19 protein-coding genes are annotated in these 24,291 nt (G+C 67.3%); 8 read left to right on the forward strand and 11 right to left on the reverse strand.

Going from position 1 to position 24,291, the window contains the following annotated elements; genetic code table 11:
* Window positions 1–235: 235 nt before the first annotated feature.
* Window positions 236–508 carry a DUF1876 domain-containing protein gene (locus QOM21_RS36620; protein WP_407555411.1) on the forward strand — a complete coding sequence of 91 codons (273 nt, stop codon included), beginning with the start codon at window positions 236–238 and terminating at the stop codon, window positions 506–508.
* A gap of 75 nt (window positions 509–583) precedes the next feature.
* Here the strand turns inward: QOM21_RS36620 and QOM21_RS36625 are convergent, their stop codons facing one another.
* The 4 genes from QOM21_RS36625 to QOM21_RS36640 all read right to left on the reverse strand — a co-directional run bounded on the left by QOM21_RS36625 (window position 584) and on the right by QOM21_RS36640 (window position 5,316).
* Window positions 584–1,435: a ribonuclease BN gene (locus QOM21_RS36625; protein ID WP_407555412.1), complete on the reverse strand. Its 852-nt coding sequence runs from the start codon at window positions 1,433–1,435 to the stop codon at window positions 584–586.
* Between the two features lie 333 nt (window positions 1,436–1,768).
* On the reverse strand, window positions 1,769–2,419 hold the full coding sequence (locus QOM21_RS36630) for a carbonic anhydrase (protein ID WP_407555413.1): 651 nt from the start codon (window positions 2,417–2,419) through the stop codon (window positions 1,769–1,771).
* Between the two features lie 912 nt (window positions 2,420–3,331).
* Window positions 3,332–4,222 carry an RNA polymerase sigma-70 factor gene (locus tag QOM21_RS36635; RefSeq protein ID WP_407555414.1) on the reverse strand — a complete coding sequence of 297 codons (891 nt, stop codon included), beginning with the start codon at window positions 4,220–4,222 and terminating at the stop codon, window positions 3,332–3,334.
* Window positions 4,219–5,316 carry an NAD(P)/FAD-dependent oxidoreductase gene (locus tag QOM21_RS36640; protein ID WP_407555415.1) on the reverse strand — a complete coding sequence of 366 codons (1,098 nt, stop codon included), beginning with the start codon at window positions 5,314–5,316 and terminating at the stop codon, window positions 4,219–4,221. Before QOM21_RS36640 ends, QOM21_RS36635 begins: the two co-directional genes overlap by 4 nt.
* Before the next feature lie 782 nt (window positions 5,317–6,098).
* Between QOM21_RS36640 and QOM21_RS36645 the strand changes: the two genes are divergently transcribed.
* From QOM21_RS36645 to QOM21_RS36665, 5 genes are all read left to right on the forward strand, one after another.
* Window positions 6,099–6,680 (forward strand): TetR/AcrR family transcriptional regulator, encoded by a 582-nt coding sequence (locus tag QOM21_RS36645; protein WP_407555416.1) that lies wholly within the window; start codon window positions 6,099–6,101, stop codon window positions 6,678–6,680.
* Between the two features lie 1,213 nt (window positions 6,681–7,893).
* Window positions 7,894–8,178, forward strand: a complete 285-nt coding sequence (locus QOM21_RS36650; protein ID WP_407555417.1) for a hypothetical protein — start codon at window positions 7,894–7,896, stop codon at window positions 8,176–8,178.
* 4 nt (window positions 8,179–8,182) lie between these two features.
* Window positions 8,183–9,802: a sodium:solute symporter family transporter gene (locus QOM21_RS36655; RefSeq protein WP_407555418.1), complete on the forward strand. Its 1,620-nt coding sequence runs from the start codon at window positions 8,183–8,185 to the stop codon at window positions 9,800–9,802.
* Between the two features lie 112 nt (window positions 9,803–9,914).
* The gene (locus tag QOM21_RS36660) at window positions 9,915–10,811 is read left to right on the forward strand and encodes an MBL fold metallo-hydrolase (protein ID WP_407555419.1); all 897 of its coding nucleotides are present in this window, start codon (window positions 9,915–9,917) and stop codon (window positions 10,809–10,811) included.
* A 287-nt stretch (window positions 10,812–11,098) separates the two neighbouring features.
* Window positions 11,099–11,695, forward strand: a complete 597-nt coding sequence (locus QOM21_RS36665) for a hypothetical protein (RefSeq protein ID WP_407555420.1) — start codon at window positions 11,099–11,101, stop codon at window positions 11,693–11,695.
* A 502-nt stretch (window positions 11,696–12,197) separates the two neighbouring features.
* On the opposite strand, the gene QOM21_RS36670 is transcribed toward QOM21_RS36665, so the two are convergent.
* Entirely contained in the window at window positions 12,198–14,372 is a 2,175-nt protein-coding gene (locus QOM21_RS36670) for a SpoIIE family protein phosphatase (protein ID WP_407555421.1), read from the reverse strand.
* A 242-nt stretch (window positions 14,373–14,614) separates the two neighbouring features.
* Between QOM21_RS36670 and QOM21_RS36675 the strand changes: the two genes are divergently transcribed.
* Together QOM21_RS36675 and QOM21_RS36680 are read left to right on the forward strand one after the other, a co-directional pair.
* On the forward strand, window positions 14,615–14,800 hold the full coding sequence (locus QOM21_RS36675; protein ID WP_407555422.1) for a hypothetical protein: 186 nt from the start codon (window positions 14,615–14,617) through the stop codon (window positions 14,798–14,800).
* A 503-nt stretch (window positions 14,801–15,303) separates the two neighbouring features.
* A complete protein-coding gene (locus QOM21_RS36680) occupies window positions 15,304–16,614 on the forward strand; it encodes an NAD(P)/FAD-dependent oxidoreductase (RefSeq protein ID WP_407555423.1) in 1,311 nt (436 codons plus the stop codon).
* Between the two features lie 406 nt (window positions 16,615–17,020).
* Here the strand turns inward: QOM21_RS36680 and QOM21_RS36685 are convergent, their stop codons facing one another.
* The 6 genes from QOM21_RS36685 to QOM21_RS36710 all read right to left on the reverse strand — a co-directional run bounded on the left by QOM21_RS36685 (window position 17,021) and on the right by QOM21_RS36710 (window position 24,286).
* Window positions 17,021–17,488, reverse strand: coding sequence for a hypothetical protein (locus QOM21_RS36685; RefSeq protein WP_407555424.1), 468 nt, complete (start codon window positions 17,486–17,488; stop codon window positions 17,021–17,023).
* A 216-nt stretch (window positions 17,489–17,704) separates the two neighbouring features.
* Window positions 17,705–19,267, reverse strand: a complete 1,563-nt coding sequence (locus tag QOM21_RS36690) for a long-chain-fatty-acid--CoA ligase (protein WP_407555425.1) — start codon at window positions 19,265–19,267, stop codon at window positions 17,705–17,707.
* Between the two features lie 493 nt (window positions 19,268–19,760).
* Window positions 19,761–21,128, reverse strand: coding sequence for a flavin monoamine oxidase family protein (locus QOM21_RS36695; protein ID WP_407555426.1), 1,368 nt, complete (start codon window positions 21,126–21,128; stop codon window positions 19,761–19,763).
* A 7-nt stretch (window positions 21,129–21,135) separates the two neighbouring features.
* A complete protein-coding gene (locus tag QOM21_RS36700; RefSeq protein WP_407555427.1) occupies window positions 21,136–21,516 on the reverse strand; it encodes a hotdog fold domain-containing protein in 381 nt (126 codons plus the stop codon).
* Window positions 21,513–23,174, reverse strand: coding sequence for a flavin-containing monooxygenase (locus QOM21_RS36705; protein WP_407555428.1), 1,662 nt, complete (start codon window positions 23,172–23,174; stop codon window positions 21,513–21,515). Before QOM21_RS36705 ends, QOM21_RS36700 begins: the two co-directional genes overlap by 4 nt.
* A gap of 119 nt (window positions 23,175–23,293) precedes the next feature.
* A complete protein-coding gene (locus tag QOM21_RS36710; RefSeq protein WP_407555429.1) occupies window positions 23,294–24,286 on the reverse strand; it encodes an alpha/beta hydrolase in 993 nt (330 codons plus the stop codon).
* Window positions 24,287–24,291 lie beyond the last annotated feature (5 nt).

The raw sequence follows: 24,291 nt of genomic DNA on the forward strand, positions 1-24,291 counted from the left end.
GGCGTGAGCCGCACAGCGGCCGACGAGCTACTGCGTGAGCTGGGGTCCGAATCGTCCCCCGCCGGCACGGCGCCCCCGGAGGGTGGATCAAGGCAGCCGAGCTCACTGCTGGGGGAGGACCCGGGTTCGGAGAAACCCGAAGACGTGTTGCCACTACGTTGCTCCCCGCGCGAGCGCCGTGCGCGGCGGCTGGAGCGGGCGCACCCTGGTAAGAGGGAAGCTGGAGGTGATCGTCATGTTGCAGACCGCCGTCGGATGGCATGTCGAGCTGGAATTCGAGGAAGACGCCAAACGCACGCGTGCGGCCGCACTGGTACGGCTGCGCGACGGCACCGAGGTACGGGCCCATGGTTATGCCAGCCGTCACCCGGTCGATTCCAATCAGCCCAGGGTCGGTGAGGAGGTCGCGGGCGCCCGCGCACTCAACGAATTGGCCATGAGGCTGCTGACCAAGGCCCACGAAGAGATCGACGACGCGTCGGGCCGCACGTCGTATCCGCTCACCTGAGACCGGCTCCTACGCGGATGTGGGGCACGCCCGAGCATGCCGCTCTGGGAGGGGTCGGCCAGGGTGCCGGGTGTGTCAGCTCTGGTCTGTATGTCGCCTGTGCCGTTTCCATGCGAGTGCCCTGCGGGAGGTCTCCTCGTACAGGAGCCGGCCCGTCAGCGCACCCCCGAAGACGACGACACCGACACCCACCAGCCAGGACTGGATGACCAGGACGGTGCCGACGGGGCCGTAGGTGACGGTGCTGGATGCGATCAGCGGTGAGAAGACGAGACTGGAGAAGACCCTCAGGCCAACGAGCCCGACCACGGTGGCCACGGCGCCGGGAAGCAGGGCGCGCCAGCGGACCCGTCCGGCGAGCAGTACGCGCTGGGACCACCAGAGGAACAGCACGGCGCTCAGCGACGCGATGGCCCCTCCCGCGACGGGATCGCGCTGCAGCGTGGTGGCCGAGAAGAAGAGAAATCCGGTCAGTACACCGAGCCACACCACCTGCCGCCAATGGGCATGCCAGCGGGCCGGCGGTAGACCCCAGACTTTTTCGTAGCCGGTCTGCACCGCTACCCCGAAGGTCAAGCCGAAGAGAGCAAGGGCGACAAAGCCAAACGCGGTCGTGCTGCGCAGAGCCTGGCCGGGTCGAGCGAACAGTTGCTCGATCAATTCTCTGGAGGCCGTCGAGACGCCGAGCCCTGCTCCCAGCCACTGTGCGAACCCGCGCCCGTGCTCGGGATCGCCTGTGGAAACAATGATGAGCAGCGGCACCAAGGTGAGGAACCCGAGCGCGGCAAAGCCCAACGCGCGCTGCCCCAGTTCAAGCTCCCTGCTTTGCCGCCACCCGCGACCGACCGGCGACCGGCTGACTGCGCGTCGAAGCCGCCCGATCAGAGAAGCAGGTTCCGCGTCAGCGGCGATGGGCTTCATTGGCATACATGTCGACTACCACGCCCCATACCGGCATCACGCGAGGGCGCGGCGCTGGCTTCTGTTGCGTTCCCCGTCCAGGCTCTTGCCGGTGCGGTGTCGATCAGGGCGCGGGGTGGTGGGGGCGAACTCCTGCGGGTCGGCCGTAGGTGACTGACAGGCCTGCGGCGATCCGCCCAGTGACCAGTCGATCTGTGGCCGCGTGCTCAGCACCCCTGCAGTACGGGGTCCTCCGGGCGATAGCGCAGTGCGAAACGCAACGCAAGGCGTGCCCGTCTCACTCCGGGCCTGGCCCGGAGTGAGACGGGCAGGCCGCGCCGTCGCCTGTGGAGCAGGCGCTCAGGCCCCCGGGCCGGCCCCTGCGGCTTCGGTGGGCAGGCCGCGGGTGGTGACGAGTCGGGCGCTGCCGTCGGTCAGTCGGTAGGACAGGCCCACTACGGCCGTCTGTCCGGCGGCGACCTGATCGGCGAGTACTCGGGAGCGGTCGAGGAGGAGGTCGACGGTGTGCTTTATGTGCTCCGCGATGATGTCGTCGTCCTGGGTGAGCCCGGCTGCGCGGGCTGCCAGGACACTAGGGGTGACACGTTCGATGACGTCGCGCACGTACCCGGTGGCGGCAACGCCGTCGGTCAGGGCGGCACGGGTGGCCGCGACCGCACCGCATGAGTCGTGACCGAGCACCACGACCAGCGGGCATTCCAGCACGCTCACGCCGTATTCGATGCTGCCCAGCACCTCGGGCCCCGCCACATGGCCGGCGGTGCGGACAACGAACAGGTCACCCAGGCCCCGGTCGAAGATGACCTCGGCGGCCAGGCGGGAGTCGGAGCAGCCGAAGAGCACAGCGAACGGCCGCTGGCCGGATGCGGTCTCCGCACGGCGCGCGGCGTCCTGGTTCGGGTGCTCCGGGGTGCCGGCGACGAAGCGCTTGTTGCCGGCCAACAGCAGCTCAACGGCCTCGGAGGGAGTCAGCGGTGGGGCGTCAGTCATGGCAGCAGGTTACGTCCAGGCCGGGCTCGCCACTCTGTCGGGGCCCGCCAACCGGGCTGGGGCCGCCTGTCCACCACTCTCCGACGAGCCGGCCCCGGTCGACCGTCGCATACCGCTCGCGGGCGCCACCCCGGGGGAGCGGTTTACTGCGCTGTCTCGACCAGCGCTCGCCGCCCGATCGGCAGGCGAGGTGCGGAACTCGCTCTCGGCGTGTCGGGTGGTCTGAACCTTTCTCGGCAGCGAAGAGCGGCCAGGACGCCGCTGATGGACTTGGGCAAACATTGGCCGCCAGGCAGCGAAAGATTGCCTCTGTCTGCCTGAATCCATCGGGAGCAACCCCGCCACGTGATTGCGCGTCTCCGCGCACCCGGGCACTGCTGCATGAGGTGGGAGCCCTGCCTTTGGGAGCCGCCTGCCGGCCATCTCGGACCACCTCATCCCGAGGAAGCAAGGCAGCCGGCATTGGTACGGCCCGAGGCTGCCTCGTTCGTGATCGTCCGCGGCGATCGCGAGGAGCACCAGGAGCCCACAGCGGTAGGCAGGGTCAGGGCATCTGGTAGGAGCAGCGCCCGCCGGGTGGCAGGAACCGTAGGGCATTCGTGCCCCATGGCGGCACCGACCGCAGAGAGCAGGTTGGGCAGGTGACGCCGGTGAGCTGCCCGGATGGGGCAGCGAGACTCACGAGGAACGGGCGCAGGGCAGCTCAAGCCACCAGACCCACAAGTGTGGCCAGCAGCTGGCTGAACATGCGGTCTCCTCTCGTGCTGCGCTGCCGGTGCGCGGCGGTCCTGCGTCGGTCAGGCTGAGTTGTTGATGCTGGAGAAGTGCCTGCCGTGGGCCACTGTGGGATGAGGGGGGACGCTGCGCATCCCACCTCATCCCAACTGTGACCTCGCCTTGAAGGCACGGGGGTCAGACTTTGACCGCCGTGAGCTTTTCCGGGTTGCGGACGCAGTAGATGGCCGTCACGACACTGCCGCGGATCTCGACGGACGTCACCTGATCGAGTTCGCCGTCGATGAGTACCGCCAGGGAGGGCATCCCGTTGTAGGTGCCCATACGGACGTCGAGTTGGCCCATGCGGGCTCCCTTGTCCAGGAGCCCGAGAAGCAGTCTGGCCACCTTCTCGGGTCCGACGACGGGGCGCCGCGCCGTGTTCACGACCCCGCCGCCGTCACCCAGGAACACCACATCGGGTGCGAGCAGGTCCATGAGGCCTTGGACGTCACCGGCCGCGGCCGCCGTCAGGCACCGCTCGGCGACCGGCCGTGCCTCCGTAGGGGCGGCAACGGCGGTGTGTCGCCTCGCACGCACGCTATTGCGGGCGCGCTGGTTCAACTGCCGCACCGCAGCCTCGGACTTACCCACTGCGGCGGCGATCTCCGCGTAGTCGAAGCCGAAAACCTCGCGCAACACGAACACCGCGCGCTGGGGTGGGGTCAGGGTCTCGAGAACCAGCAGCATCGCCGTGGTTGCTGCCTCGCCGGTGAGCACATGGTCGATGCCCTCGGGTGCGTTGCTGACAGCGTCGGTCAGCAGCGGCTCGGGCAGCCACGGCCCCACGTACTGCTCCCGGCGGCGGACGGCCGACCGCAGTACGCCAAGCGCCTGCCGGGTGACGATCTGCGCCAGATATGCGCGCGCGTTCTCCACCGAGGAGCGGTTGACCGACCGCCACCGCAGGTAGCTGTCCTGTAGGACATCTTCGGCGTCGGCAACCGAGCCGAGGATCTCGTAGGCGATCGAGAAAAGCAGGGCCCTGTGCGTGGTGAACTCGTCCACTGGATCGGGCTGTTCGGTCACTTCGAGCTCCGCAGCCAGGCGTAGCTGGCGGTGCGGGTGCCGAACTTCGCGTAGCGGCAGATTCGCTCCTTGGTTACGGCAGCGGTACGCCCTGCGAAGTAGAGCCGGCGCACGGTGCCGTTCCTGCGGTTGACCTGCAGCAGCCCGTCGCGCCTGCCCAGGCTCAATGCCTGTCCGGTGTACCCCATGGAGTAGGGCTTGAGCTTACGGCCTTGGATCATCCGTGCCAGCGTATCCACCGCGTGTGCGCCCTGAGGCATGGCCGTTGCGCAGGCCGCTCGAGAGCCGGGGACCGCCGCGCAGTCGCCGACGACGAAGATACGCGGGTCGGTCACGCTACGCAGATGCTCGTCGACCACCGCACGCCCGTCGGCATCCACCTCAAGTCCACTGCGGGCGGCCAGGTCGGGCACGCTCGCGATGACCGCCCACAGTGTGAGGTCGGAGGTGAACGGCGGGCGTGAGTGGAGACGCACCAGGTCACCTCCTCCTTCCCCGGCGCCATGGTCAATCTGCGTGACGGAGTCCACCACGACCTCCACATTCAGGCGGTCCAGGCTGGTGCGCACACGCTTCTGTGCTCCTGGCGACAGGCTCGCGGCGATCGTCTGTCCCACGAGCCGCACGCGGAGGTCGGGTCGGCCGCAGGCGATCTCGTATGCCGTCTTCTGCTTGAAAAAAAAAACACCGATGACAGTGACCACCCTCCCGCCGGGCAGCGCTGCCAGCGCGGCCCGCGCCTCCTCCGCTCCTTCCCAGATTCCCACCGGAACGCTTCCCGTCAGCGGGGCGACCGTGCTGCCCACGGCGAGGAACAGGTAGTCGAAGTCGAGGGTGGCACCGTCGCCGAGGGCGACCTGGCCGTCGCCGATCTTGTCGACGGTGCCCACCCGCGTTGCGACCCCATCGCTCAGCATCGACGTCAGCGGGGTCGCCGCGGCGCCGGTCCCGGCGATCTGCTCGTGCAGCCGCACCCGCTCGACGAAGTCCGGGCGGGGGTTGATCACCGTAATCTCCGCAGCCTTCACCTTCTTGGCGAGCCGATTCGCCGCTATCGTCCCCGCGTAGCCGGCTCCCACCACCACGACCCTCATGTGTGCCTCCTGTTGTGGAATCAGTTCACACACGGGATGCAGCACACCTCGCGTTGGTGACGGGCAAGGCGAGTGACCTGCATCACTCAGGAGTCATCCGCCCTGCCGGCGAACACACCAACCGTCCGCCAAGCCCTCACCAGGCGCGATGCACCCTTGTAGCCTGAAGGAACCCCCCGAGGGACCTCGTCCACGGAGCAGTTACAAGGGCGATCTGCCCGTACTTGGCGAACTCGGTGCCAAGCGAGGTGGGGGCGCGTCGATCCCCGCCCCGCTCCTCGTCGCCGACGGCCCGCCGCAGCTCCAGGGACTGCTTCAGAACGGTCAGCCCCTCGCTGAACCGGGCGGCGACGGCCAGCGACCTGCCGAGCCGTTCCAGCCGCGATCACCGGTTTGCGGCAGGTATGGATCGCCAGGGTGACCCTGCCTCCGGTGTCCCGGACCCGGCTGATGTCGGGCTGCTCAGATCGGACATGAAGACGAGGTTGGCGTGCATGCCTCGTCGAGCCTGACGACATTGCCGTCCCACCCACCTGAGGTCCCTGCCCGCGCGGAAGGCTCCGGTCACCGACCCCGGCGCGTCTTTGAGGGGTACGAGCGAGTGGCCCCGATGCTGAGGAGTCCCATGTCGAATTGAATTCGGGGCTCAGGGGATGGCCGGGCCTGTCAATCATTCCCGGATGGGTTATCGGGCAAGGCGACTGATATGATCTCGAATCGTGTTCGAGAAAAGGTCTAGAGCTCAGGCGCCGACTCGCCCGGCCGTGGTGCAGCGCCGGGGAGTGGAGCGGAGGCGGGCCCTCATCGAAGCCGCCGAGGGGCTGCTCGCCGAGCAGGACTACGAGGCTGCGACGCTCAAAGCGGTCGGCGATCGGGCGGGCATCCCCGTCGCCTCCGTCTACCACTACTTCGCCGACCGGTACCAGGTCGAGGCCGAGCTGATGCAGCGCTATGTGGACGAGCTCGATGGCATCATCGACTCCGCGCTGGTGAACCGCGACCCGCAGACGCTGCGTGACGTAAGCGACGCCGTCATTGACCCCCTGCTCGAGTACTTCCGCCTCCACCCAAGCTGCACGGAGCTGTGGTTCAGGGGGCGCAGCGAGACGGTCATCGACACGGTCCGCGCCTTCGACGAGGTCCAGGCCGAGCGCGTCTGGCGCCTCCTTGTCGAACGTGGTCTTGTCCCCGCCGACCTGCCTCTCCTGGTCGTACAGCTGACTTTCGAGGTCGGCAACCGGCTCTTCGACGTCGCGTTCCGGAACTCGCCGAACGGTGACGACATCACGATCAACGAAGCGCGCCGGATCGTGACCGCGTACCTGGCGTCCTACGCCACGGACGCACCGCAGCACCGCGCCTGACACCGCGACGCGTCAGGCTCCCGCGATCCGCGAGCCCCAGCTCCCGCAAGCGCGTCCGCGGGGTCCCAGGTGAGAGGGGACCACGTGGCGACGCGGTCGGAGCGAGTCGCCGACCTCCTTCGCGGCGTCTCACCAGCGCGGACCGCTCTCTCTGGATGGCCGTCGTGCACCGTTGCCGTTTCGGTGCAGGCACAGTGGATCCGGCCCACCGGCCGGATCACAGCGTTCGTCAGTTGGATGAGCAGGCCTGGTAGGTGGGTGCTCACGCAGCCCTCGACTCAGGGCTCGTGAGTCCCAGTCCTGCTCGGCCTCCAGCTCCACCGCCAACCGTTTGAAGTCCGCGAGCGTCGCCGGCGGGAGGGCCGCCTCGGTGAACTCCCGCACGCCACCCACCGGCTGTCCAGCCGGCCCCCGGCAACCGCCTCGGCCACTTCACCCGCTGGTGCCGGCCAGCCCGATCGCTGCCACGTTCATCCAGGACGCCCTGCCCGAGCAGGTTCAGAGAGGCTATGGCGGTCCGGTCGTTTCGGTCAGGTCGGGAGCGGCGATGTGATCGTGCGCCCGCCGCCGGGGCGCGTGCTGCGCAGGCGCCGGGGCAGCACGTCGACCAACGGGTCGACCAGTGGCCTGAGTTCGCGAGGCAGGCGGCAATGGATGCATCTACATCGGCCTCATGGAACGAAATGCCCTGAGATGCACAGATCAGGAGCCTCCCAAGTGGGAGAGGGATCTTGACAGCCCCGCGCAAGCAGCCCGTAAACTCAAATGCGATTCGAAATCGAATCTCGACGAGCTGTCGGCTTGCCGAGCCGCTCAAGGATGTCGCCGGGTGCGTGAAGCGAGGAAGGCGCCCCCGGCCTGATCCTCACCCCGCTGTCGTGCGGCAGTTGGCCACCCCGGTGCCCGTCACCTCGTCCGGCCTGACGACCTCAGTGCCTTGAGGCTGACGGTGGCAGCGTTCCAAGACCTCCCGGCGCGGCTGCGCTGTCGTGGCGGGCACACCGAGGAGCGGGGTCTCGGGCGGCGTCGAACCTGCCGGCGGAACGATCGCGCCCGGCTCAGCCATGAACCAGCACCGCTTCAGCCACCTGTACTCACCGATCGAGGTTTTGTGCCCTCTTACGTCACCCCGTCCCCGCCCATGGGCCCACCGGACCCACCCCGCTCACCCGATGCCTTCCCGCGACAAGGTGGTGGCAATATTCGTCGATGGGTGCGGCGCCCGCAGCGCGCGTTTATCGTCGTCAATGCCGGTCCGCTCGGTGTCGCCATCGTGTTGTACTGCGTCCCCGAGTTGTCCGGCACCGAAGTGTTCGGCCAGATCACCCTGGGGATCACCTGGGGCCTTCTCCAACTCGGCCTGTTCATCTCCACCTCCTGGTGGTACGAAAGCAGGTCATCCACCTTGTGTGATGCCGGAAATCGGCCTCCGGATTCCGTGAGGCCTCAGGCCAAGATGTCAGGCATATCCCATGTCTCCGAGACCGGGCAGGGGTGACGCGATGACCTTCTCCATCGTGAGCGCTGCCGCACTCGACTCGATCGGCTCAGCCGCCCGAGGCCCCGTGATCGTCGCCTTTCTGGTCTTCATCGGCCTCGCCCTCCTGTGGGTCTTCACGCTCGCCTCGCACGAAGACCGGCCCAGGAGCCTCTACATAGCCGACCGTTCCCTCTCCCCGGTCTTCAACGGTTTCGCCATGGCAGGCGAACAGATCTCGGTCATCACTCTGTTCACGATCACTGGGGCCGTTGCTCTCTTTGGATACGACGGGTTCGTTTCCGCCATCGACAGTGTCATCGCGCTCGGTGTGCTGCTGGTCTTCGCACAAAAAATACGCGACAGCGGCCAGTACACCCTCGGGGGATTGTTCTCCGTTCGTGCGTCCGGATCCGCTCCGCGCATTGCCGGTGCCGTGGTGACGCTGATCATCACGATCCCCGTGCTCATGGTCCAGTTGAGGGCCGCCGGCATCAGTACCGCCCTCCTCATCGGCGTGTCGACCGATAGCGTCCAGATCGTGTGCACGGTGCTCATGGGATGCCTCGTCGCCTGCTTCGCGGGAGTGGCCGATCTGAGAGGCGCCAGTTTCATGCATATCGTCAAGGTCCCCGTGACCTTGGTGACGCTCGCGACGGTCACGGTACTGGCCCTCAGGATGTTCGATTGGGACCCAGGACGCATGCTCTCCGAGGCGGTTCGACAGAGCCTCTCGCCGGACGGATATCTGAGTCCCGGCCTCTGGGCGCATACGGCAGGGCTCGGAACACTCAACACCATCGGTGACCACATCGTCGTGGTCCTCGGTACGGCCATGATGCCCCACCTGCTTTTGCGCATCAGCGCGTCCCGCACGGGGCGGGATGCGCAACGATCCATGACCATCGCTGTGGGACTGGTTGGCGGCTTCTTCTACCTCCTGATCGCGACAGGAGTCGCAGCGGCGGCCGTAGTGGGAAGCGGAAGTCTCGAAGCGGTCGACGCCAACGGACAGTCGTCCCCGATCCTGCTGGCCTCGGAGGTTCTCCGACACGGTTCTGGAGCGCGCGTCGTTCTCATCACCGTCATGGCGTGTGTCGCCTTTCTCGCCGTACTCACCGCCGTGACGAGCGTGACTTTCGCGGCCGCTGTCTCCCTCTCCCGCGATGTCTTCGCACGGGTCAAGGGGTCACCCAGCAAACTCGGTGAAGTGCGCGCGCTGCGTCTGGCCGTCGTTGCCCTGTGCACGGTCGGCCTTTCGTTGTCCGCCGTCACCAACAGCTATCCGGTCGAATTCCTGGTCACCTTCTCGCTGACCGTCGCGGCGTCGTGCATCTTTCCCGTGCTGGTGTACTCGTTCTGCTGGTCCGGATTCGATCGGAGCGGGCTGCTGTGGTCCGTCTACGGGGGGCTCTTCTTGTCCGCAGTGCTCACGCTGTTCTCACCCACCGTCTCCGGGACGGCGTACGCGCTCTGGCCGGATGTGCATCTCAACTGGTATCCCTTTCACAATCCGGGCCTGATTTCCGTTCCGGCGGCCTTCCTCCTCGGGTGGATGGGCAGCACGGGGCGGCCGGGAAAGGTGCCACTCTCTCGAGGGGTGCACCCGGTACGTCGAACGAAACAGACGGACGGACGGCGGTGACAGACGCGAAAGCGTAGCGCTCGCGCAGGGGCACCGTCGCGGATTACCTGCGTGGGGAGTTGTCCACGATGCGGGGATACGACTGGAGTTCGGATCGGAGTGACACCTAGTCATGAACACGCGCGACACGGGATACACAACAGCTCAGTACGGCGGGGTAAGCGTGCTCGTCGGCGCGAAACAGGGCGCCTACCCGTACGGCAACTCGCTGCTCGTACGGGGCGCGACCGCGTCGCTGGTCGTTGATCCGTCGCTGTCACTCGTCGAGGCGGCGCCCCACGCGGATGTGGTCCTCGTGAGCCATGCACACGAGGACCACATCGCCGGTCTCGGAAGCTACGAGGTGCCGGTTCATATCCACGAAGGCGACCTTGAAGCGCTGCGGTCCCGCGATGCGCTCGTTGCCGGTTTCGGTCTTCCGCCCGAGGCGGTTGACGGTGTCGACTTGGCGATGCGGGACGAGTTCCATGTGCACGGGCGCCCGGACGCGGCGGGGTTCGAAGACGGCACCGTGTTCGACCTCGGAGGGCGCACCGTGACGGTCGTGCACCTGCCCGGCCATACCGCGGGCCACAGCGGCTTCCTGATCGAGCCGGACGGCTTCCTGTTCGTGGGGGACATTGACCTGACGTCGTTCGGACCGTACTACGGTGACGTCGGCAGCAGTCTCGTTGACTTCGAGGCGTCCATGCGTCGGTGCCGGGAAATCGACGCGCAGTGGTACGGCACGTCCCATCAGAAGGGCGTGGTCGAGGGCGCCGGGGAGTTCCGGCGCCAGCTCGACGCCTACGTCGACGTGGTGGCGAAGCGGGAGGCAGCGCTTCTCGCGTTCCTCCACGAGCCGCGGACCGTTGAGGAGATCGTCGACCATCGGTGGGTCTACCGGCCCCACGTCGTGGGGCCGCAGGTGAGGCCGGTAGAGCGGCGGACGGCGGTGCAGCACCTGGACCGGTTGCGGAGCGCGGGGCTGGTCGCGGAGGTGGAGCAGGGGCGGTTCCGCGCGACGTGAGTTCGTGGCGGCCCCTCAGATCTGGGGGCGGTGCGGTGGGCGTGCACGACACCGCCCGGGCTTGTGCCCGGTCGCTCTTGATCTGTGGCTGTGTGTAGCTGGGACAGTTCCGCTCACCAGCGGGACAGGGTGGGTACGGACTCGAACGCACCCCGGTGACGCGGACGAGTCGGCCGACATACCCAGCCCGATACGTTCCGGATGCCATCGCGCACCATCTGTCGCGGCTCCACCGCATTTGCCCTACGGACGAACGTACGAGGCCTCGTAAGGTGGCTGTCTCACCAGTGACCACGGCAGCAGAGGAGTCGGAGATGCCGTCCGAGGAGAAAGCCGACGGGCTGTGGGGCAGGGCGCGAGGTATGGCCGAGATCATGGCTCTGCTGGGGCTGGCTGTGGTGTTCGGGGGCGCGGTGTTGGCGGTCGTCGGTCTGCCCCGGTGGCTGGTGCGCAGAGATCCGGGGCTCCTCGAAGGGTGGGCCGGAGGGCCAGCCGGATTCGGAGTCATGTGCGGGCTCGTGGCTCTTGCGGGGGCGTACGGCGGCTGGTGGATCTACTTCACCGAAACGCAGCGGACGCTGCGGATTCCGCGCGCGGTACGCCAGTTCGCGGGTGGGGCCGGGGGCGTTGTGGCCTTCTTCGCCGCGGGGATGGTGGTGGGCGCGGTGCGAGCGCGGCACTGTTCCGAGTACTGCACGGAAATGGAGGGGGCCTGGGGTTCTCTGCTGGCGTTCGCCGGAACCTTGGTGGTGGTCGGCGGTGGGCTCTACCGGGGAGTGACCGTGAGGCGGGCCCGGCAGGAGGCTGCGAGGCGAGTACGACTCCGGAAGTTGCGCAAGCGGGGGAAGGGAAGGAGTCGGGCGGCCATGCAGAGGCGCATATGACGCCAAGTAACCGATCAAGGGGTATGACACAGCTTCTCAGCTCGGTCATCCGGGCGCAGCGCAGGAAGCTACGGCAGCCCTGGATGAGACACGTTTGAGCGTCTGGGGAACCGTCCAGCTTTGCGTGAACTCGAACCGTGGCCGCACAATTCTCCCTCCCGACGTGACGACGAGCCGGCGCTCAGCCAGGCGCAGGGCGGTCGACATGCCTCCAGGCTCGCCGCCTACGACTTGTCACCTAACAGGTCGTCTCTTGCTTGAGCGCCGGAAGGACGTCGGAAGGCGGATCGGTCCAATCGGTCCGTTCGGTGAACGTCGTGTAGTCGATGTCATGGGTGGTGGCGCTGGTGCCCAGGCATTTCCCGCGCAGAGTGACGGCTCGCCATGTGAAAGGACTTGCCGGCGCCGTCGACGCGAGCATCTGCCCCACTGCCCGCTGCCGGGCTTCGCTCAGCCGACCGTGACCACTAGCGAGGGGCCCGGCGAGCGCTACTGGCTCTCATCAGCGGATGTTGTCGGGGAGAACCTGTTCTGCCCAGATGACCTTTCCCTCGCGGCTGTGCCGTGTGCCCCAACGTTCAGCGAGCTGGGCGACCAACAGCAGGCCACGGCCGCCTTCGTCGAAAGTACGGGCGCGACGTAGGTGTGGAGCGGTGCTGCTGGAGTCGAAGACCTCGCATGTCAGCGTGTCCTGGAGGATCAGTCGCAGGTGGATGGGGCTCTTGCCGTAGCGGATTGAGTTCGTCACCAGTTCGCTGACCATGAGCTCGGTGGCGAAGGCCAGCTCTTCCAGCCCCCAGGTGGTCAGCGTGTCGGACGTGAAGCTGCGGGCCCCGGCGACGGCGGCCGGGTCGGAGGGGAGGGGCAGCGTGGCGACGTGGCCGGGGTCGAGAGCCCGGGTTCGCGCCACCAGAAGAGCCACGTCATCAGCAGGCCGGCTGGGCAGCAACGCGGCAAGCAGCTGGTCGCAGATCTCCTCGGGCGGCATTGGAGCCCGGGCGAGGACGTCGCGCAGCACCGCGCGCGCGACATCCACGTCACCGGTTCGGCTCTCGATCAGACCGTCGGTGAACAGGGCCAGCAGACTGCCCTCCGACAGCTCGAACTGGGTGGTTTCGAAGGGCAGTCCGCCCAGGCCAAGCGGTGGACCGATCGGCATCTCAGGGAAGTCGACCGACCGGGAGGCCGGGGCGTCACCGTGGGCGGCCGGGGGAGTGGCAATGGCCGGCAGGACGTGTCCGGCACTGGCCAGGGAGCACAGCCGGGAGACGGGGTCGTAGATCGCGTACAGGCAGGTGGCGCTGGTTTCGCCCGCATCCCGGGCCTCCTCGCGTTGAAGGCGGATGACCACGTCATCGAGATGCGTGAGCAGTTCGTCGGGCATCAGATCGATGTCGGCGAAGGCGCGCACAGCCGTCCTCAGGCGGCCCATGGTGGCGGCGGCGTGGAGGCCACGGCCCACTACGTCGCCGACGACGAGGGCGACACGGGCTCCGGACAGCGGGATCACGTCGTACCAGTCGCCGCCCACGCCCGCCCGGGATCCGCTGGGCAGGTAGCGGGCGGCGGTCACGACGGCGGACTGTTCCACCGCACGCTGGGGCAGCAGACTGCGCTGGAGGGTGAGCGCGGTGGCCCGCTCGTGGGTGTAACGGCGGGCGTTGTCGATGTACACGGCTGCTCTGGCCGCGATCTCCTGGGCCAGGAGGAGATCGTCCTCGTCGAAGGGCGTGGCGGTTCGGTGACGGAAGAACTGGGCGAGGCCCAGGGTGTTGCCGCGGGCCTGCAAAGGCAGGAGCAGAATCGAGTGGAGGCCGAGGGTGCGCAGGAAGTCCCTGCGGTCCGGGGACGCCGCCAACCATGCGGGGGCGCCGGAGGCCGTGACGCGGCACAGGAGTGGCTGCCCCGTGGCCAGTGCGTGAGCCGGCTCCGACCCCGCCGGATAGGTGTGTCTTGCGCCGGTGGCGACTGCGGAGTCCGGGCAACCGCTCAAGACGGAATGCTGGGCGATGCGGCGCAGCGTCGGCGCATCTGCCGGTGGGGGCGTGCCTTCTTCGCGGAGAACGGAGTCGAGGAGGTCGACGGTGATGAGGTCGGCGAACTCACCGGTGCCGACGTCGGCCAGTTCTTGAGCGGTGCGGGCGGTGTCGAGTGTGGTCCCGATCCGCTTGCTTGCCTCGTTGATCAGGATCAGCTTTCGCTGAAGCCGCCGGTCGCGTTCCTCCTGGTACGCGGCGACAACTTCTTCCGAGCCGCGGTCGACGTATTCGAAAGCCACCGCGATCAGCTTGATCGACGCAGCGCTGATCAGTTCCCAGTCGCTGGTGAGGCGGGGGGCCTCGGCCTGCATCAGTTGGAGCAGGCTCATGTGGCCGAGCCGATAGGTGCGCAGGAGCTTGCTCAGCGGTATCCCGCTCTGAGCGAACCTACGAGAGAGCTCCAAGGCCTCGGGAGGAGCCTCGACCTCGTTCACATCAAGGCCGTGTTCGAACATATCCAGAAAGACGTTGACGTGGGCTGTCGTCTCTTCCAGGGCCAGAGCGGCGACATCCTCGTACTTCCACAGCTCGGGCAGTTCGCTGCGCATGCCCTCTAGCAACACGTCGACCGACTGGGCCGCCCGTGGCCTGAGCTCTTGGGCGAGACGAGAGAGGAACGCGTCCACATCGGTCCCCATAGAACAATTGTGGGCAAGGGAGGGGAGGCGTGCCACCTCAAGGCAACCTGAGGCGCACCTGGCCGTGCTACTGCCGCTCCCGCTTCTACGAACGCAGTGCCCGAAGCCGACATCGTAAAGCCGATTCGAGATCGAAATTCAGCGTTTCGGTCTGTCGATCCGACGCTCGACGGCCCGAGGCGTAGACCGACCGGGCCCAGGAGGCTGACGGCTCGACATGGCGCAGCAAAGACGATCCGGTGGTGGTGCGCCCGTTCACCGAGGTGGAGAAGCAGCAACCCCGGCCCGTCGGGGGCAACGCCACGCTGACCGAACGACTCGCGACGGCCCACGCCGACGCGCGCGGCATCTATGGCGTCCCCCGCCTTCACGCCGGCATGAGACGGGGCGGCGCCGACTGCGAGCGGTGCATCGATCGCCTCATGTGAGCAGCCGGCCTGCAGGGCGAACGACCGCATGTCACCACCGTCGCTGACTCGCGAGCCGCTCTGGTCGGCTGGTCAACCTGGCCGACCGCCTGCCGCCCTGCATGGTCGCTGACGCCCCCAAAGGCGGCCGGTCGCAGCGTCGCCACGCCGCCCCGTGGTCGTGCATCGGCTGCACAGCAGCCTTGGCTGGCTCCTGGGCGACGAGCCTTCCGTGACGACCCAGTGGTTGCGTGATCCCCGCGCGCATCTGGGACCGCACGACCGACCGCGCCCTCCCAGCCCAGATGGCCCACCAGGCGGTGCAGCCACCGCTGGGACCGTGGCTCAGGGGCTACGCACTGTTGCGCCGGGGACGATGCGCCTGGGGTTGGGTCGGGAGTCGCCGCGGGTCAGTGTGTGCATTGCGTCGTGTAAACTCGAACTCGATTCGGGATCGACTAATGAAGCGATGGCCCGTTCGCCGCTGCACAAGAGGGCACGGGAGGCGAGGAACAACGATGTCAATGAGTGCGACCGCCGACGGCTTGACCTACTCGGCGTTCACCGGGTGGAGCGATCGGCCCACCGATTTCGCGCCGGCGCTCAAGGGTGAGGTCCAGTGCGATGTCGCCGTCGTCGGCGGTGGTCTTGTCGGAATGGCGTCGGCGCTACGGCTGGCGGAGCGCGGAGCCGATGTGGTCCTGCTCGAAGCCGGGCATTGCGGCTGGGGCGCGAGTTCGCGCAACGCGGGTTACTTGTCGAACGCGTTGGCCGGGGATCCGCAACTCTTGCGCTTGCTGTACCGACGCCGGCTCCGTGACCTCATTCGGTATGGCGAGAATTCGGCGCATTTCACCGAGGGTTTGATCGAACGGCTCGCCATCGACTGCGAGTACGACCCCACTGGCAACGTCATCGCCGGGGTCTCCGCCGGACAGCTCCAGCGCTTGAAGAAGAACGTGCGGATCCTCCGCGACGCGGGGGCAGATGTGGAATTCGTCGAAGGCCCTGACTTCGGCCTGCCGGGAACGTTCCTGGGCGGCATTTTCGAGCGCGGTGGGGGGCTGTTGAACCCTGGGAAGCTCGCACTCGGGCTCCGGGACGCGCTTCTGGCGTCGAGCGCGAAGGTGTTCGAGCGGACGGCTGTGCAAGCCGTCGAGCCTGATGGCGCAAGCGTCGTCGTCCGTGTGCCAGGTGGCCGCGTTCACGCCGAGAGGGTCGTGCTCGCGACCAACGCCCACTCCCGCGACCTCGAGATTGCCCCGAGCGGTATCACGCCCATCTGGACCAGCCTGGTCGAGACCGAACCGGTCGATCCCGACCGCTTGGCGGCGATCGGCTGGACGAGCCGTACGGGCATCATCACCCCGCACACGATTCTCGAGAACTACCGGCGCACCGCTCGCGGCACCATCATGTTCGGTACCCGTCGGCTCCAGGCGGCACCGGGAGTGCTGGGTGCCCGCGAGCCGGATCGGACAGTGGTGGCGGATCTCGTCCGCGGCTTCCATGAGCGATTCCCGTCGCTCAGCTATGTCGCGCCGCAGCGGGCGTGGGGCGGGTGGGTAGCGATGACGTCGTTCCTCCCGGTCGCCGGTGAGGTTGCGAAGAACGTCTTCTACGCCGTCAGCTGCAACGGCCATGGGCTGGCTCAGTCGCCCTACATCGGCACGTTGCTGGCTGACCGGCTCGCGGGTGATGAGATCCACGATGACCTGCGTGCTATCTGGCGACCACGGCCGCCATACATGCCCTCATTTGCTCTCGGCGCGCCGACATTGAAGGCGGGGTGGGCGGTCGACCGCATCTCGGACCGTCTGAGCCGCGGGCGCTGAGGAGGCACGTTCGACTCCGACGCCAACGGCACGAGCAACTCACCACCGTGCGTTGACGTACTCCGATTGCGTCGACTCCATCCACTCGGGGGCTGATCCGGTGGGCGTGCACGGAACCTTGGGAAGGGATCCTCACCGCAGTCCTGGCCGCAGCCGACGACGGTGACAACATCGGTTGGACCGTGTCTGTGGACTCCACCATGCCGGGCCCACCAACATGCAGGCGGTCGACTGCCTGCGTTCGACGCCGAGACATACAAGCAGCGCAACCCGGTTGAACGATGGCCGGCTCAAGCGAGGGCGTGGTCTGGCCATGCGGACGGACAAGCTCACATCGCGTACCAGGCCGCACACCAATTCGCCGTCATCCTCTTCTGGGGGCGGTGCTGACCGGGCGGGGTGTCCATCAGCTGTCGCAGAAGAACAGCTCAAGGTCCTCCATGGGCCCTGGCCCGGTCAGGAAGCCCTCCGCCTGGGCGATCTCCTTCTCTGGTGGTACCTGACGCTCTCGAAGAAGCTGTGTCATCCACTTCTCGCCCTGCTCGCCGATCGCGTAGATGCCGGACAGCAGTTCGGCCATACCCGCAGGGTGCTTCGGACTGTGCCCGACGACAGGCTGGAGTTCCCACCCTCCTGCTCGGGCGGCAAGCCGGAGAACCCCAGCCCAATTGGCGATCCGCCCGATACGTACGTGCCAGGAGTCCTCGGTGAACGGAGCCAGTCGGCCGCCGTGCAGGGCATTGGTCGCGGCCATGATGTCCGACACCACCTGCCGCTCCACGGGATCACGAACCCAGCGCCCCTCCTGCGCCTCCTCGATAGCGACCGACCACCACTCCCATGCGCCGTCCAGCCTGGCCGTGAAGGTATGCATCCCGACAGAATCCCACGCGTGTGGACGTCAACCGTCCGGTTGAGACCGATGCTCCGACTTGGAGGAGGATGTGGGTCTCGGAGGGCACGGGCTGTAGCTCGTCCATGGGTCTACTTGGCGTGTGGCTTGGTCGACGAAGTGATCCCAGCCCGAAGCGATTTCGTGGCACCGGCTGGTATGGTGCCGACCGCGATGTGTGTTGGTGCGTCCTGTGGGTCACTGCTTTGTTCTGCGGGCCAGCTCGCGCTTGAGGATCTTTCCGGTGGCGGTCATCGGCAGGCTGGGCACGAACTCGACGATGCGAGGGTACTTGTAAGAGGCCATCTCTCCCTTGGCCCAGGCGACGAACTCATCGGTGGTCAGTGAGGAACCGGGCTGGAGGATGACGAAGGCCTTGACTTCCTCGCCATGGCTGTCGTGAGGTACGCCGATGACAGCGGCCAAGCTGACCTCCGGGTGCCTCATCAGGACTTCTTCGATCTCACGCGGATAGACGTTGAAGCCGCCTCGGATGATGAGGTCCTTTGATCGGTCGACGATGTAGTAGAAGCCGTCCTCGTCGCGTCGTGCGAGGTCGCCGGTGCGAAGCCAGCCGTCTCGGATGACCTCGGCCGTGACTTCCGGTCGGCCGTAGTAGCCCTTCATCACGTTGTGGCCCTTGACCGCGATTTCGCCGACCTGGCCGCTCTCGGTCACCTCGGTCCAGTCGTCGTCGATGAGTTTCAGTTCGACGCCCCAGATGGGCACCCCGATCGACCCCGGGCGCGGGTCGAGATCGGGATCGCTGAACGTCGCCACGGGAGAAGTCTCCGACAACCCGTATCCCTCGAGCACCGTGACCCCGAGGCGCTGTTTGACCTGGTGGGCGGTCTCCATCGGGAGTGGGGCACCCCCGGAGATGCCGATCCGGAGGTTGCTCGCGATGCGCGTGACGTCGATGTCGTCGCTGAGCGCGTTCAAGAGCCCCCACCACATGGTGGGTACGCCGGCGAAGAACGTGATGGGCTCACGGCCCATCAGGTCGACGACCTGGCGCGCATCGAAGCGAGGAACGAGGTAGAGGGTGGCAGCCATCGAGAAGCCTGCGTGCATCTGCACCGTGGCACCGAAGGTGTGGAAGAGCGGGAGGCAGAGCAGGTGGCTGTCGGAAGCCGGTGTGCTGCCGAACAGGCGGTTGCATGCAAGCACGTTCATCACTGTGTTGGCGTGCGACAGCTCTGCGCCCTTGGCCTGCCCGGTGGTCCCGGAGGTGTAGAGGATGACCGCCGTGTCGGTGGGCTCGGCCGTTACCGAGTCGAACGTTGTGCCCTGGCCGGCCAGGGCGCTGCCGAGCGTCTCAACCCCGTCGATGGGACTGGGCGCGGCAGGGTCATCGGTGATGACGAAGAAGTGCTCGACGGCGTCGACCTGGTCGAAGCCGGCGAAACCCTCGGCGCTCATGGGCAACTGGGGGGTGCCCTCGAAGCAGAAGTAGGCCTTCACGTCGGCGTCGTCGAGGTGGTAAGCGATCTCGCGGCTCTTCAGGAGCACGTTGAGCGGGACGACAGCTGCGCCGGTCTTGAGGATGCCGTAGTAGACGACCGGGAAGTGCGGCAGGTTCGGACAGCTGAGGGCCACCCTGTCACCGGGGCGGATCCCGAGCTCCACGAGCAGGTTCGCGACTTGGTTGGCCGCAGCGTCGACCTGGCTGTACGTCAGGCGGGTCGAGCCCAGTACGACAGCTTCGCGGTCGGGGTACTTGCGGGCGGAGTCCTCGAGCAGGATTGACAGGTTCAGCATGGTGACTCCTCAAGAGCCTCGCGGCGGGCTTGCTCGCCCGCGGATGGATCGTGCGGTCCGCGCTTCGCCCCCAGCGCGGCCGTGTACGTCGTCATCGCGGTCGATCGACGAAGATGTCGTACTCGAGCTTCCCCGTGCCCCTACGACGAGAGGTCGGTGACTCCGGCGTCGCCAAGCCCCTCGACGTCGAGGAATGCGGCCGGTGCATTTGCTTGCGGTCCGTTCGACCTGTGACCTCGGCGGCGAAGGGGACCCGGAACAGGCCGGCGGAGGCAAGGCCGTTGAAGACGTCCTGCGGGAATCCGTCGACGCATTCGTCCCTGTTCGCGATTCTGCGTGCGGCGGGGGCGACAACTTCGGCGGTGATCGTCCGCTCTCGGTCGCGGAGCTCTCGGGTCTCCGCGGGGGAGAGGGGGCGTGGTCGAGCTGGTCCGCCTGACGGGCCGAGGTCGGGGGAGTGGCTGCCGGCGCGGGCGGCCGAAGTGTCCGCTCGTCAGCGCACTGGGGCGGACAGGCTCGCCAGAACCTGCTCAGCGGCCCGCTCACCCGACGAGGCCGCGTCGGCGAGTGATGGCATGTCGAGCTGATAGTCGCCGGCCATGTAGACGGGGCCGAGGTGTTCGCGCAGCGTCGGCAGCGAGGCGCGGCCGCCGGGTGGCCAGAACGGCACGACCCGGGGGTGACGTCGGACGATCCCCTCCTCGAGCCTCCCCTCGAGCTCGGGGTAGAGCGAGAGGAGGTCTGCCGTGAATCGTGCAACGATTTCCTCATCGGTGCGCTCGAACAGACTGTCGGCCGCTGCGCCGCCCGCAAAGCAGGCCAGCGCGCCGCCCGGCTTTCGTGGGCCGGGACCGCGCAAGGCCGCGGCATGGTTGAACATCGCCTGGAACGACAGCTGCGGCGTCGACACAGCGATGTAGTCGTCCCACTGCTGCGGGCCCTCCTCGCGGGTGAAGTAGCCCACCACCACGTACCGGCCGTAGTGAATGTCGTCGAACGCCGCCCGGTACTCAGGTGGGAGGCCGGGCATGATCTTCACAGCCACGTCGCTGGGAACGGCCACGATCGCACGGCGGGCGCGTATCCGCGCCGGTCCGTTCTCGTCCTCGTAGTCGACGACGACGCCGTCCTCGTTCCACTCCACAGACCTCACCGGCGAGTTCAGCCGCAGCCGGTCGTCGAGGTCGGCGGCCAGGACGTCAGTGAGGGTTTGGTTTCCCCCCGCCGGCAGGGAGAAGTTCGGAACCTTCGCCGGGTCCGTCAGGAGTATCCCCATCGAGATCGCGAACTGCGTCGCCGCTGTCTCCTCCGGCTCGCATCCCATCCATTGCCCGGACCAGGACCGGACCATGGCACGCGCGACTTCGGAGCGAACGCCGCGGAGTACGTACGACGCGGCACGAGCATCGAGTGCCGCCCGGACCCGCTTCGCCAGGGAATTGTCGGGTTTCATCTCCAGGAACGGTACGGCCGCGAGGATACGAGCGCCGACAGCCGCCAGTCCGACCCGGTCCATGAAGGACATCCGGGAGCGAAGCATCAGGCCGAACGGATTTGAGGTGTCGACCTGCTTTCCGTGGAGCGAGAGGGCCACCTTCTTGCCCGCCAGCGTCCCCATGGGGATCCGGTGGCGTTCGAGGGCTTCGATCAGGGTGCCGGTTCCCTCGGTGAACTGGGTTCCGAGGTTGATCCAGTAGTCGCCCTGGCGAACCGACTCCACGCGCCCACCGGCCCGCCCGGTGGCTTCGAGGACGACGACATCCCGATCCGACAGGGTGGTCGCCGCCATCAGCCCCGCAATGCCGGCACCGACCACGACGACCTCGCACGTCTCTTCACGCACGTTGCTCGCTGCATCCATGGCTGTCTCAACTCCCGTTGTTGGTTGCGCCGGCAGGGATGACACCCGTCCCTCGGGCACGAGTGGCGACGATGGGCTCGGCGAGTACCTCAGCTCTCCCGGTCTCGTCCAAGGAGCGGCAGATGATGCGCAGTTCGAACTCGACCGTGCGACTCCGGTTGCCCTTGGACGCAAGGCGTGCCTCGGCTTCGATGACGTCTCCGCCGCGGATCGGCGCGAGGAACTCGACCGAGGAGTACCCGGCGAAGAGGCTCTCGTGACCGTCGCCGATGATCGCCAGGTGGGTTCCGGCATCACCGAACAACTTCAGGCTGTACGCGCCGTCGACGAGGTTGCCGGCGTAGTGGGCATCCGAGTGCGCGACGTAGCGCTGGTGGACGACCTTCACGCGATCTCCCTGTTGATACGGCCGATCCCGGGGGCGACGGCCTGTCCGCCGATCTTGACGCCGGGGTAGCCGCGCTTGGCGATCTCGGTGCACATGCGGCGGTACTTGCCGACGCCGCCGACGTAGCCGAGGAAGGTGGTCGGCTTGCCGGCCACGTTGGAGCCGCGGTACCAGGAGTCGGTCGTGGCGTAGAGCGTCTGGCTGACCGTGGCCTCGGTGATGCTCACCCAGTCGTCCTGGGCCTCGGTGGTGGGTTCGATGACCTCGCGGCCTTCGGCCTTGGCATGGGAGATCAGGGCGGTTATCCAGTCGACCGCCTGCTCGATCGTGACGACGACGTTGCTCACGAGCGCGGGGCTCTGGGGGCCGGCGATCATGAAGAAGTTGGGGAATCCGGCGGTCATGGTGCCCAGGTAGGTGCGCACGCCGTCACTCCACGCATCCTGCAGTCTGCCTGCCTCCGGCGTCGTGACGTTGAGCGCGAACAGTGGCCCGGTGAAGGCGTCGAAACCGATGGCGAGGACGATGACGTCAACGTCGTAGGCGCCGCTCTCGGTGACGATGCTGTCGGATGTCATGGTCGTGATCGGCTCATCACGCAGCGAGACGATCGAGACGTTCGGACGGTTGAACGTCTCGTAGTAGTCGGTGCCGAAGCAGCTGCGCTTTGCGCCCAGCGGGTGGAATTGGGGCTCCAGCAGGGACGCGGTCCGCTGATCGTGGACGATCTGACGGATCTTCTGACGCATGAAGTCCGATGCGGTCTTGTTGGCCTTGAGGTCGGTGAGGAGGTCGGCGAACTCCGCGCCGACGCCGAGGAACCCGCTGCGCTCGTAGGCCCGCTCGTAGCGCTCTTGACGCTCCTCGTCGGAGACGTCGAAGGCGCGGTCGGTCACGGGGCGGTCCGGAATTCCGCCGGGGGAGTGGCGGCACTCCTCGCGGATGTCGGGGTACTTGCTCTTGATGTCGGCGACCGTCTCCGCGGGCAGTGGGGCGTTGCGGGCGGGGAAGACGTAGTTGGGGGTCCGCTGGAACACGGTCAGGTGCTCTGCCACCTCGGCGATCAGCGGGATGCACTGCACGCCCGACGATCCGGTGCCGATGACTGCGACCCGCTTGCCGGCGAGCTTGTCGAGCGGGATGTTCCAGCGGCTCGTCGACACCGTGGACCCGGTGAAGTTCTCCAGGCCGGGCACGTCGATGTCCTTCGGCGTCGAGAGTCCGCCCGAGCCGGCCAGGAAGTAGCGACCACGTCGGGTCTCCCCGGAGTCGAGGGTCACCTCCCAGAGATGTTCGTCGGGAAGCCAGTTCGCCGCCACCACCTTGGTGTTGAACCGGAAGTGCCGACGAAGGTCGAAGCGGTCGGCGACGTGGTTGATATAGCTCAGAATCTCCGCCTGCGGGGCGAAGCGCTCGCTCCAGGTCCACTCCTGCTGGAGTTCCTCGCTGAACGAGTACGAGTAGTAGACGCTCTCCACGTCGCACCGGGCGCCGGGGTAGGTGTTCGAGAACCAGGTGCCACCGACTTCGGGGGCGGCCTCGTACCCGACGAACGTCCAGCCCTGCTCGGCCGCCTTGTAGGCGGCGTAGAGGCCGGAGAACCCGGCGCCGACGCACAGGACGTCGACGATCGGGGCCGTGGAGGAGGTGTCAGTCATGGGCTCTGCCTTCTCGTGGTCCAAGAGGGATGACAAACCACACGAGATAGTCATGTGTCTATGTCGAATGACTAAGAATGTAGCTACGGGCTCTGACCTCCGTCAATGCCCGGCGGTCATCAAGAAGGCGAGGCCGATGCGGCGTGAGTGGCGGCGATGCCTCGCAGATGCCGGGCCACGTCGTCGATCGCCACGTCGGTCTTGGCGAAGACGCCGACCTCGGTGAAGAAGCCGTGGAATACGCCCGAGTGGCGAATGGCGGTAGTGGGTACGCCGTCGTGCCGCAGGCGTTCGGCGTACGCCTCGGCGTCGTCACGCAGAGGGTCGACTTCGGCGGTGAGGATCAGGGCCGGCGGCAGTCCGCGCAGGGATGCCGCCTTCATGGGGGCCGCGTACTGATCGACGCCGCCCTGGTTGTCGGGGTCGATGTACTGCTCCCAAAACCAGCGCGCATCGGCTGCGGTCAGCAGGGGCGCGTCGGCGAACTGAGTCCAGGACGGCGTGGAGAACCGGTCGTCGACCGTGGGATAGACGAGGACCTGCGACACGGGGAGCGGGAGTCCGCTATCCCGGAGGTGGAGGCAGAGCGCGGCGGCGAGGCTGCCACCTGCGGAGTCGCCGCCGACGGCGATCACGTCCGGGTCGAGCCCCGAATCGAGGGCTGACGTGCGGAGCCAGGCCAGCGCGTCGATCGAGTCCTCCAGGGCTGCCGGGTAGGGGTGCTCCGGGGAGAGCCGGTACTCCAGAGAGAGCACTCCCCACCCGGACCGAGCGGCGATGGCGCGGCAGACCTCGTCCACCCCGTCGAGGGTTCCGAGGACGAATCCACCGCCGTGGAGATACAGCAGTGTCGGCCGCAGGTCCTCGGTCGGCGCGCCGGGTGGGTGGTAGAGGCGCCCGCGCAGGCGCCCGGAGCGGGTCGGGACGGCCACCGCTTCGACTCGGTCGAGAGGTGTCAGCGGACGGTCGGACGGTGCGCTCGCCAGGAGCTCCCGCGCCGCCTGGGCTCCGAGCTCGCGAACGGGCGTCGTCAAAGTTTCGGTGATCGCCCGGGCGACGAGCAGCGCGTCGGCGTCGAGGCGCTCCCAGCTGGGCGGGACTGGCTTGGTCATGCGTG

It is taken from the genome of Streptomyces sp. Pv4-95, from assembly GCF_045782725.1.
Taxonomy (GTDB): domain Bacteria; phylum Actinomycetota; class Actinomycetes; order Streptomycetales; family Streptomycetaceae; genus Streptomyces.

What these genes read in the sequence shown, in the direction of transcription:
- QOM21_RS36620 (WP_407555411.1), top strand. Translation starts at nt 236, where the DNA reads ATGTTGCAGACCGCCGTCGGATGGCATGTCGAGCTGGAATTCGAGGAA.
- QOM21_RS36625 (WP_407555412.1), bottom strand. Translation starts at nt 1,435, where the DNA reads ATGCCAATGAAGCCCATCGCCGCTGACGCGGAACCTGCTTCTCTGATC.
- QOM21_RS36630 (WP_407555413.1), bottom strand. Translation starts at nt 2,419, where the DNA reads ATGACTGACGCCCCACCGCTGACTCCCTCCGAGGCCGTTGAGCTGCTG.
- QOM21_RS36640 (WP_407555415.1), bottom strand. Translation starts at nt 5,316, where the DNA reads ATGAGGGTCGTGGTGGTGGGAGCCGGCTACGCGGGGACGATAGCGGCG.
- QOM21_RS36655 (WP_407555418.1), top strand. Translation starts at nt 8,183, where the DNA reads ATGACCTTCTCCATCGTGAGCGCTGCCGCACTCGACTCGATCGGCTCA.
- QOM21_RS36660 (WP_407555419.1), top strand. Translation starts at nt 9,915, where the DNA reads ATGAACACGCGCGACACGGGATACACAACAGCTCAGTACGGCGGGGTA.
- QOM21_RS36670 (WP_407555421.1), bottom strand. Translation starts at nt 14,372, where the DNA reads ATGGGGACCGATGTGGACGCGTTCCTCTCTCGTCTCGCCCAAGAGCTC.
- QOM21_RS36680 (WP_407555423.1), top strand. Translation starts at nt 15,304, where the DNA reads ATGAGTGCGACCGCCGACGGCTTGACCTACTCGGCGTTCACCGGGTGG.
- QOM21_RS36685 (WP_407555424.1), bottom strand. Translation starts at nt 17,488, where the DNA reads ATGCATACCTTCACGGCCAGGCTGGACGGCGCATGGGAGTGGTGGTCG.
- QOM21_RS36690 (WP_407555425.1), bottom strand. Translation starts at nt 19,267, where the DNA reads ATGCTGAACCTGTCAATCCTGCTCGAGGACTCCGCCCGCAAGTACCCC.
- QOM21_RS36695 (WP_407555426.1), bottom strand. Translation starts at nt 21,128, where the DNA reads ATGGATGCAGCGAGCAACGTGCGTGAAGAGACGTGCGAGGTCGTCGTG.
- QOM21_RS36705 (WP_407555428.1), bottom strand. Translation starts at nt 23,174, where the DNA reads ATGACTGACACCTCCTCCACGGCCCCGATCGTCGACGTCCTGTGCGTC.
- QOM21_RS36710 (WP_407555429.1), bottom strand. Translation starts at nt 24,286, where the DNA reads ATGACCAAGCCAGTCCCGCCCAGCTGGGAGCGCCTCGACGCCGACGCG.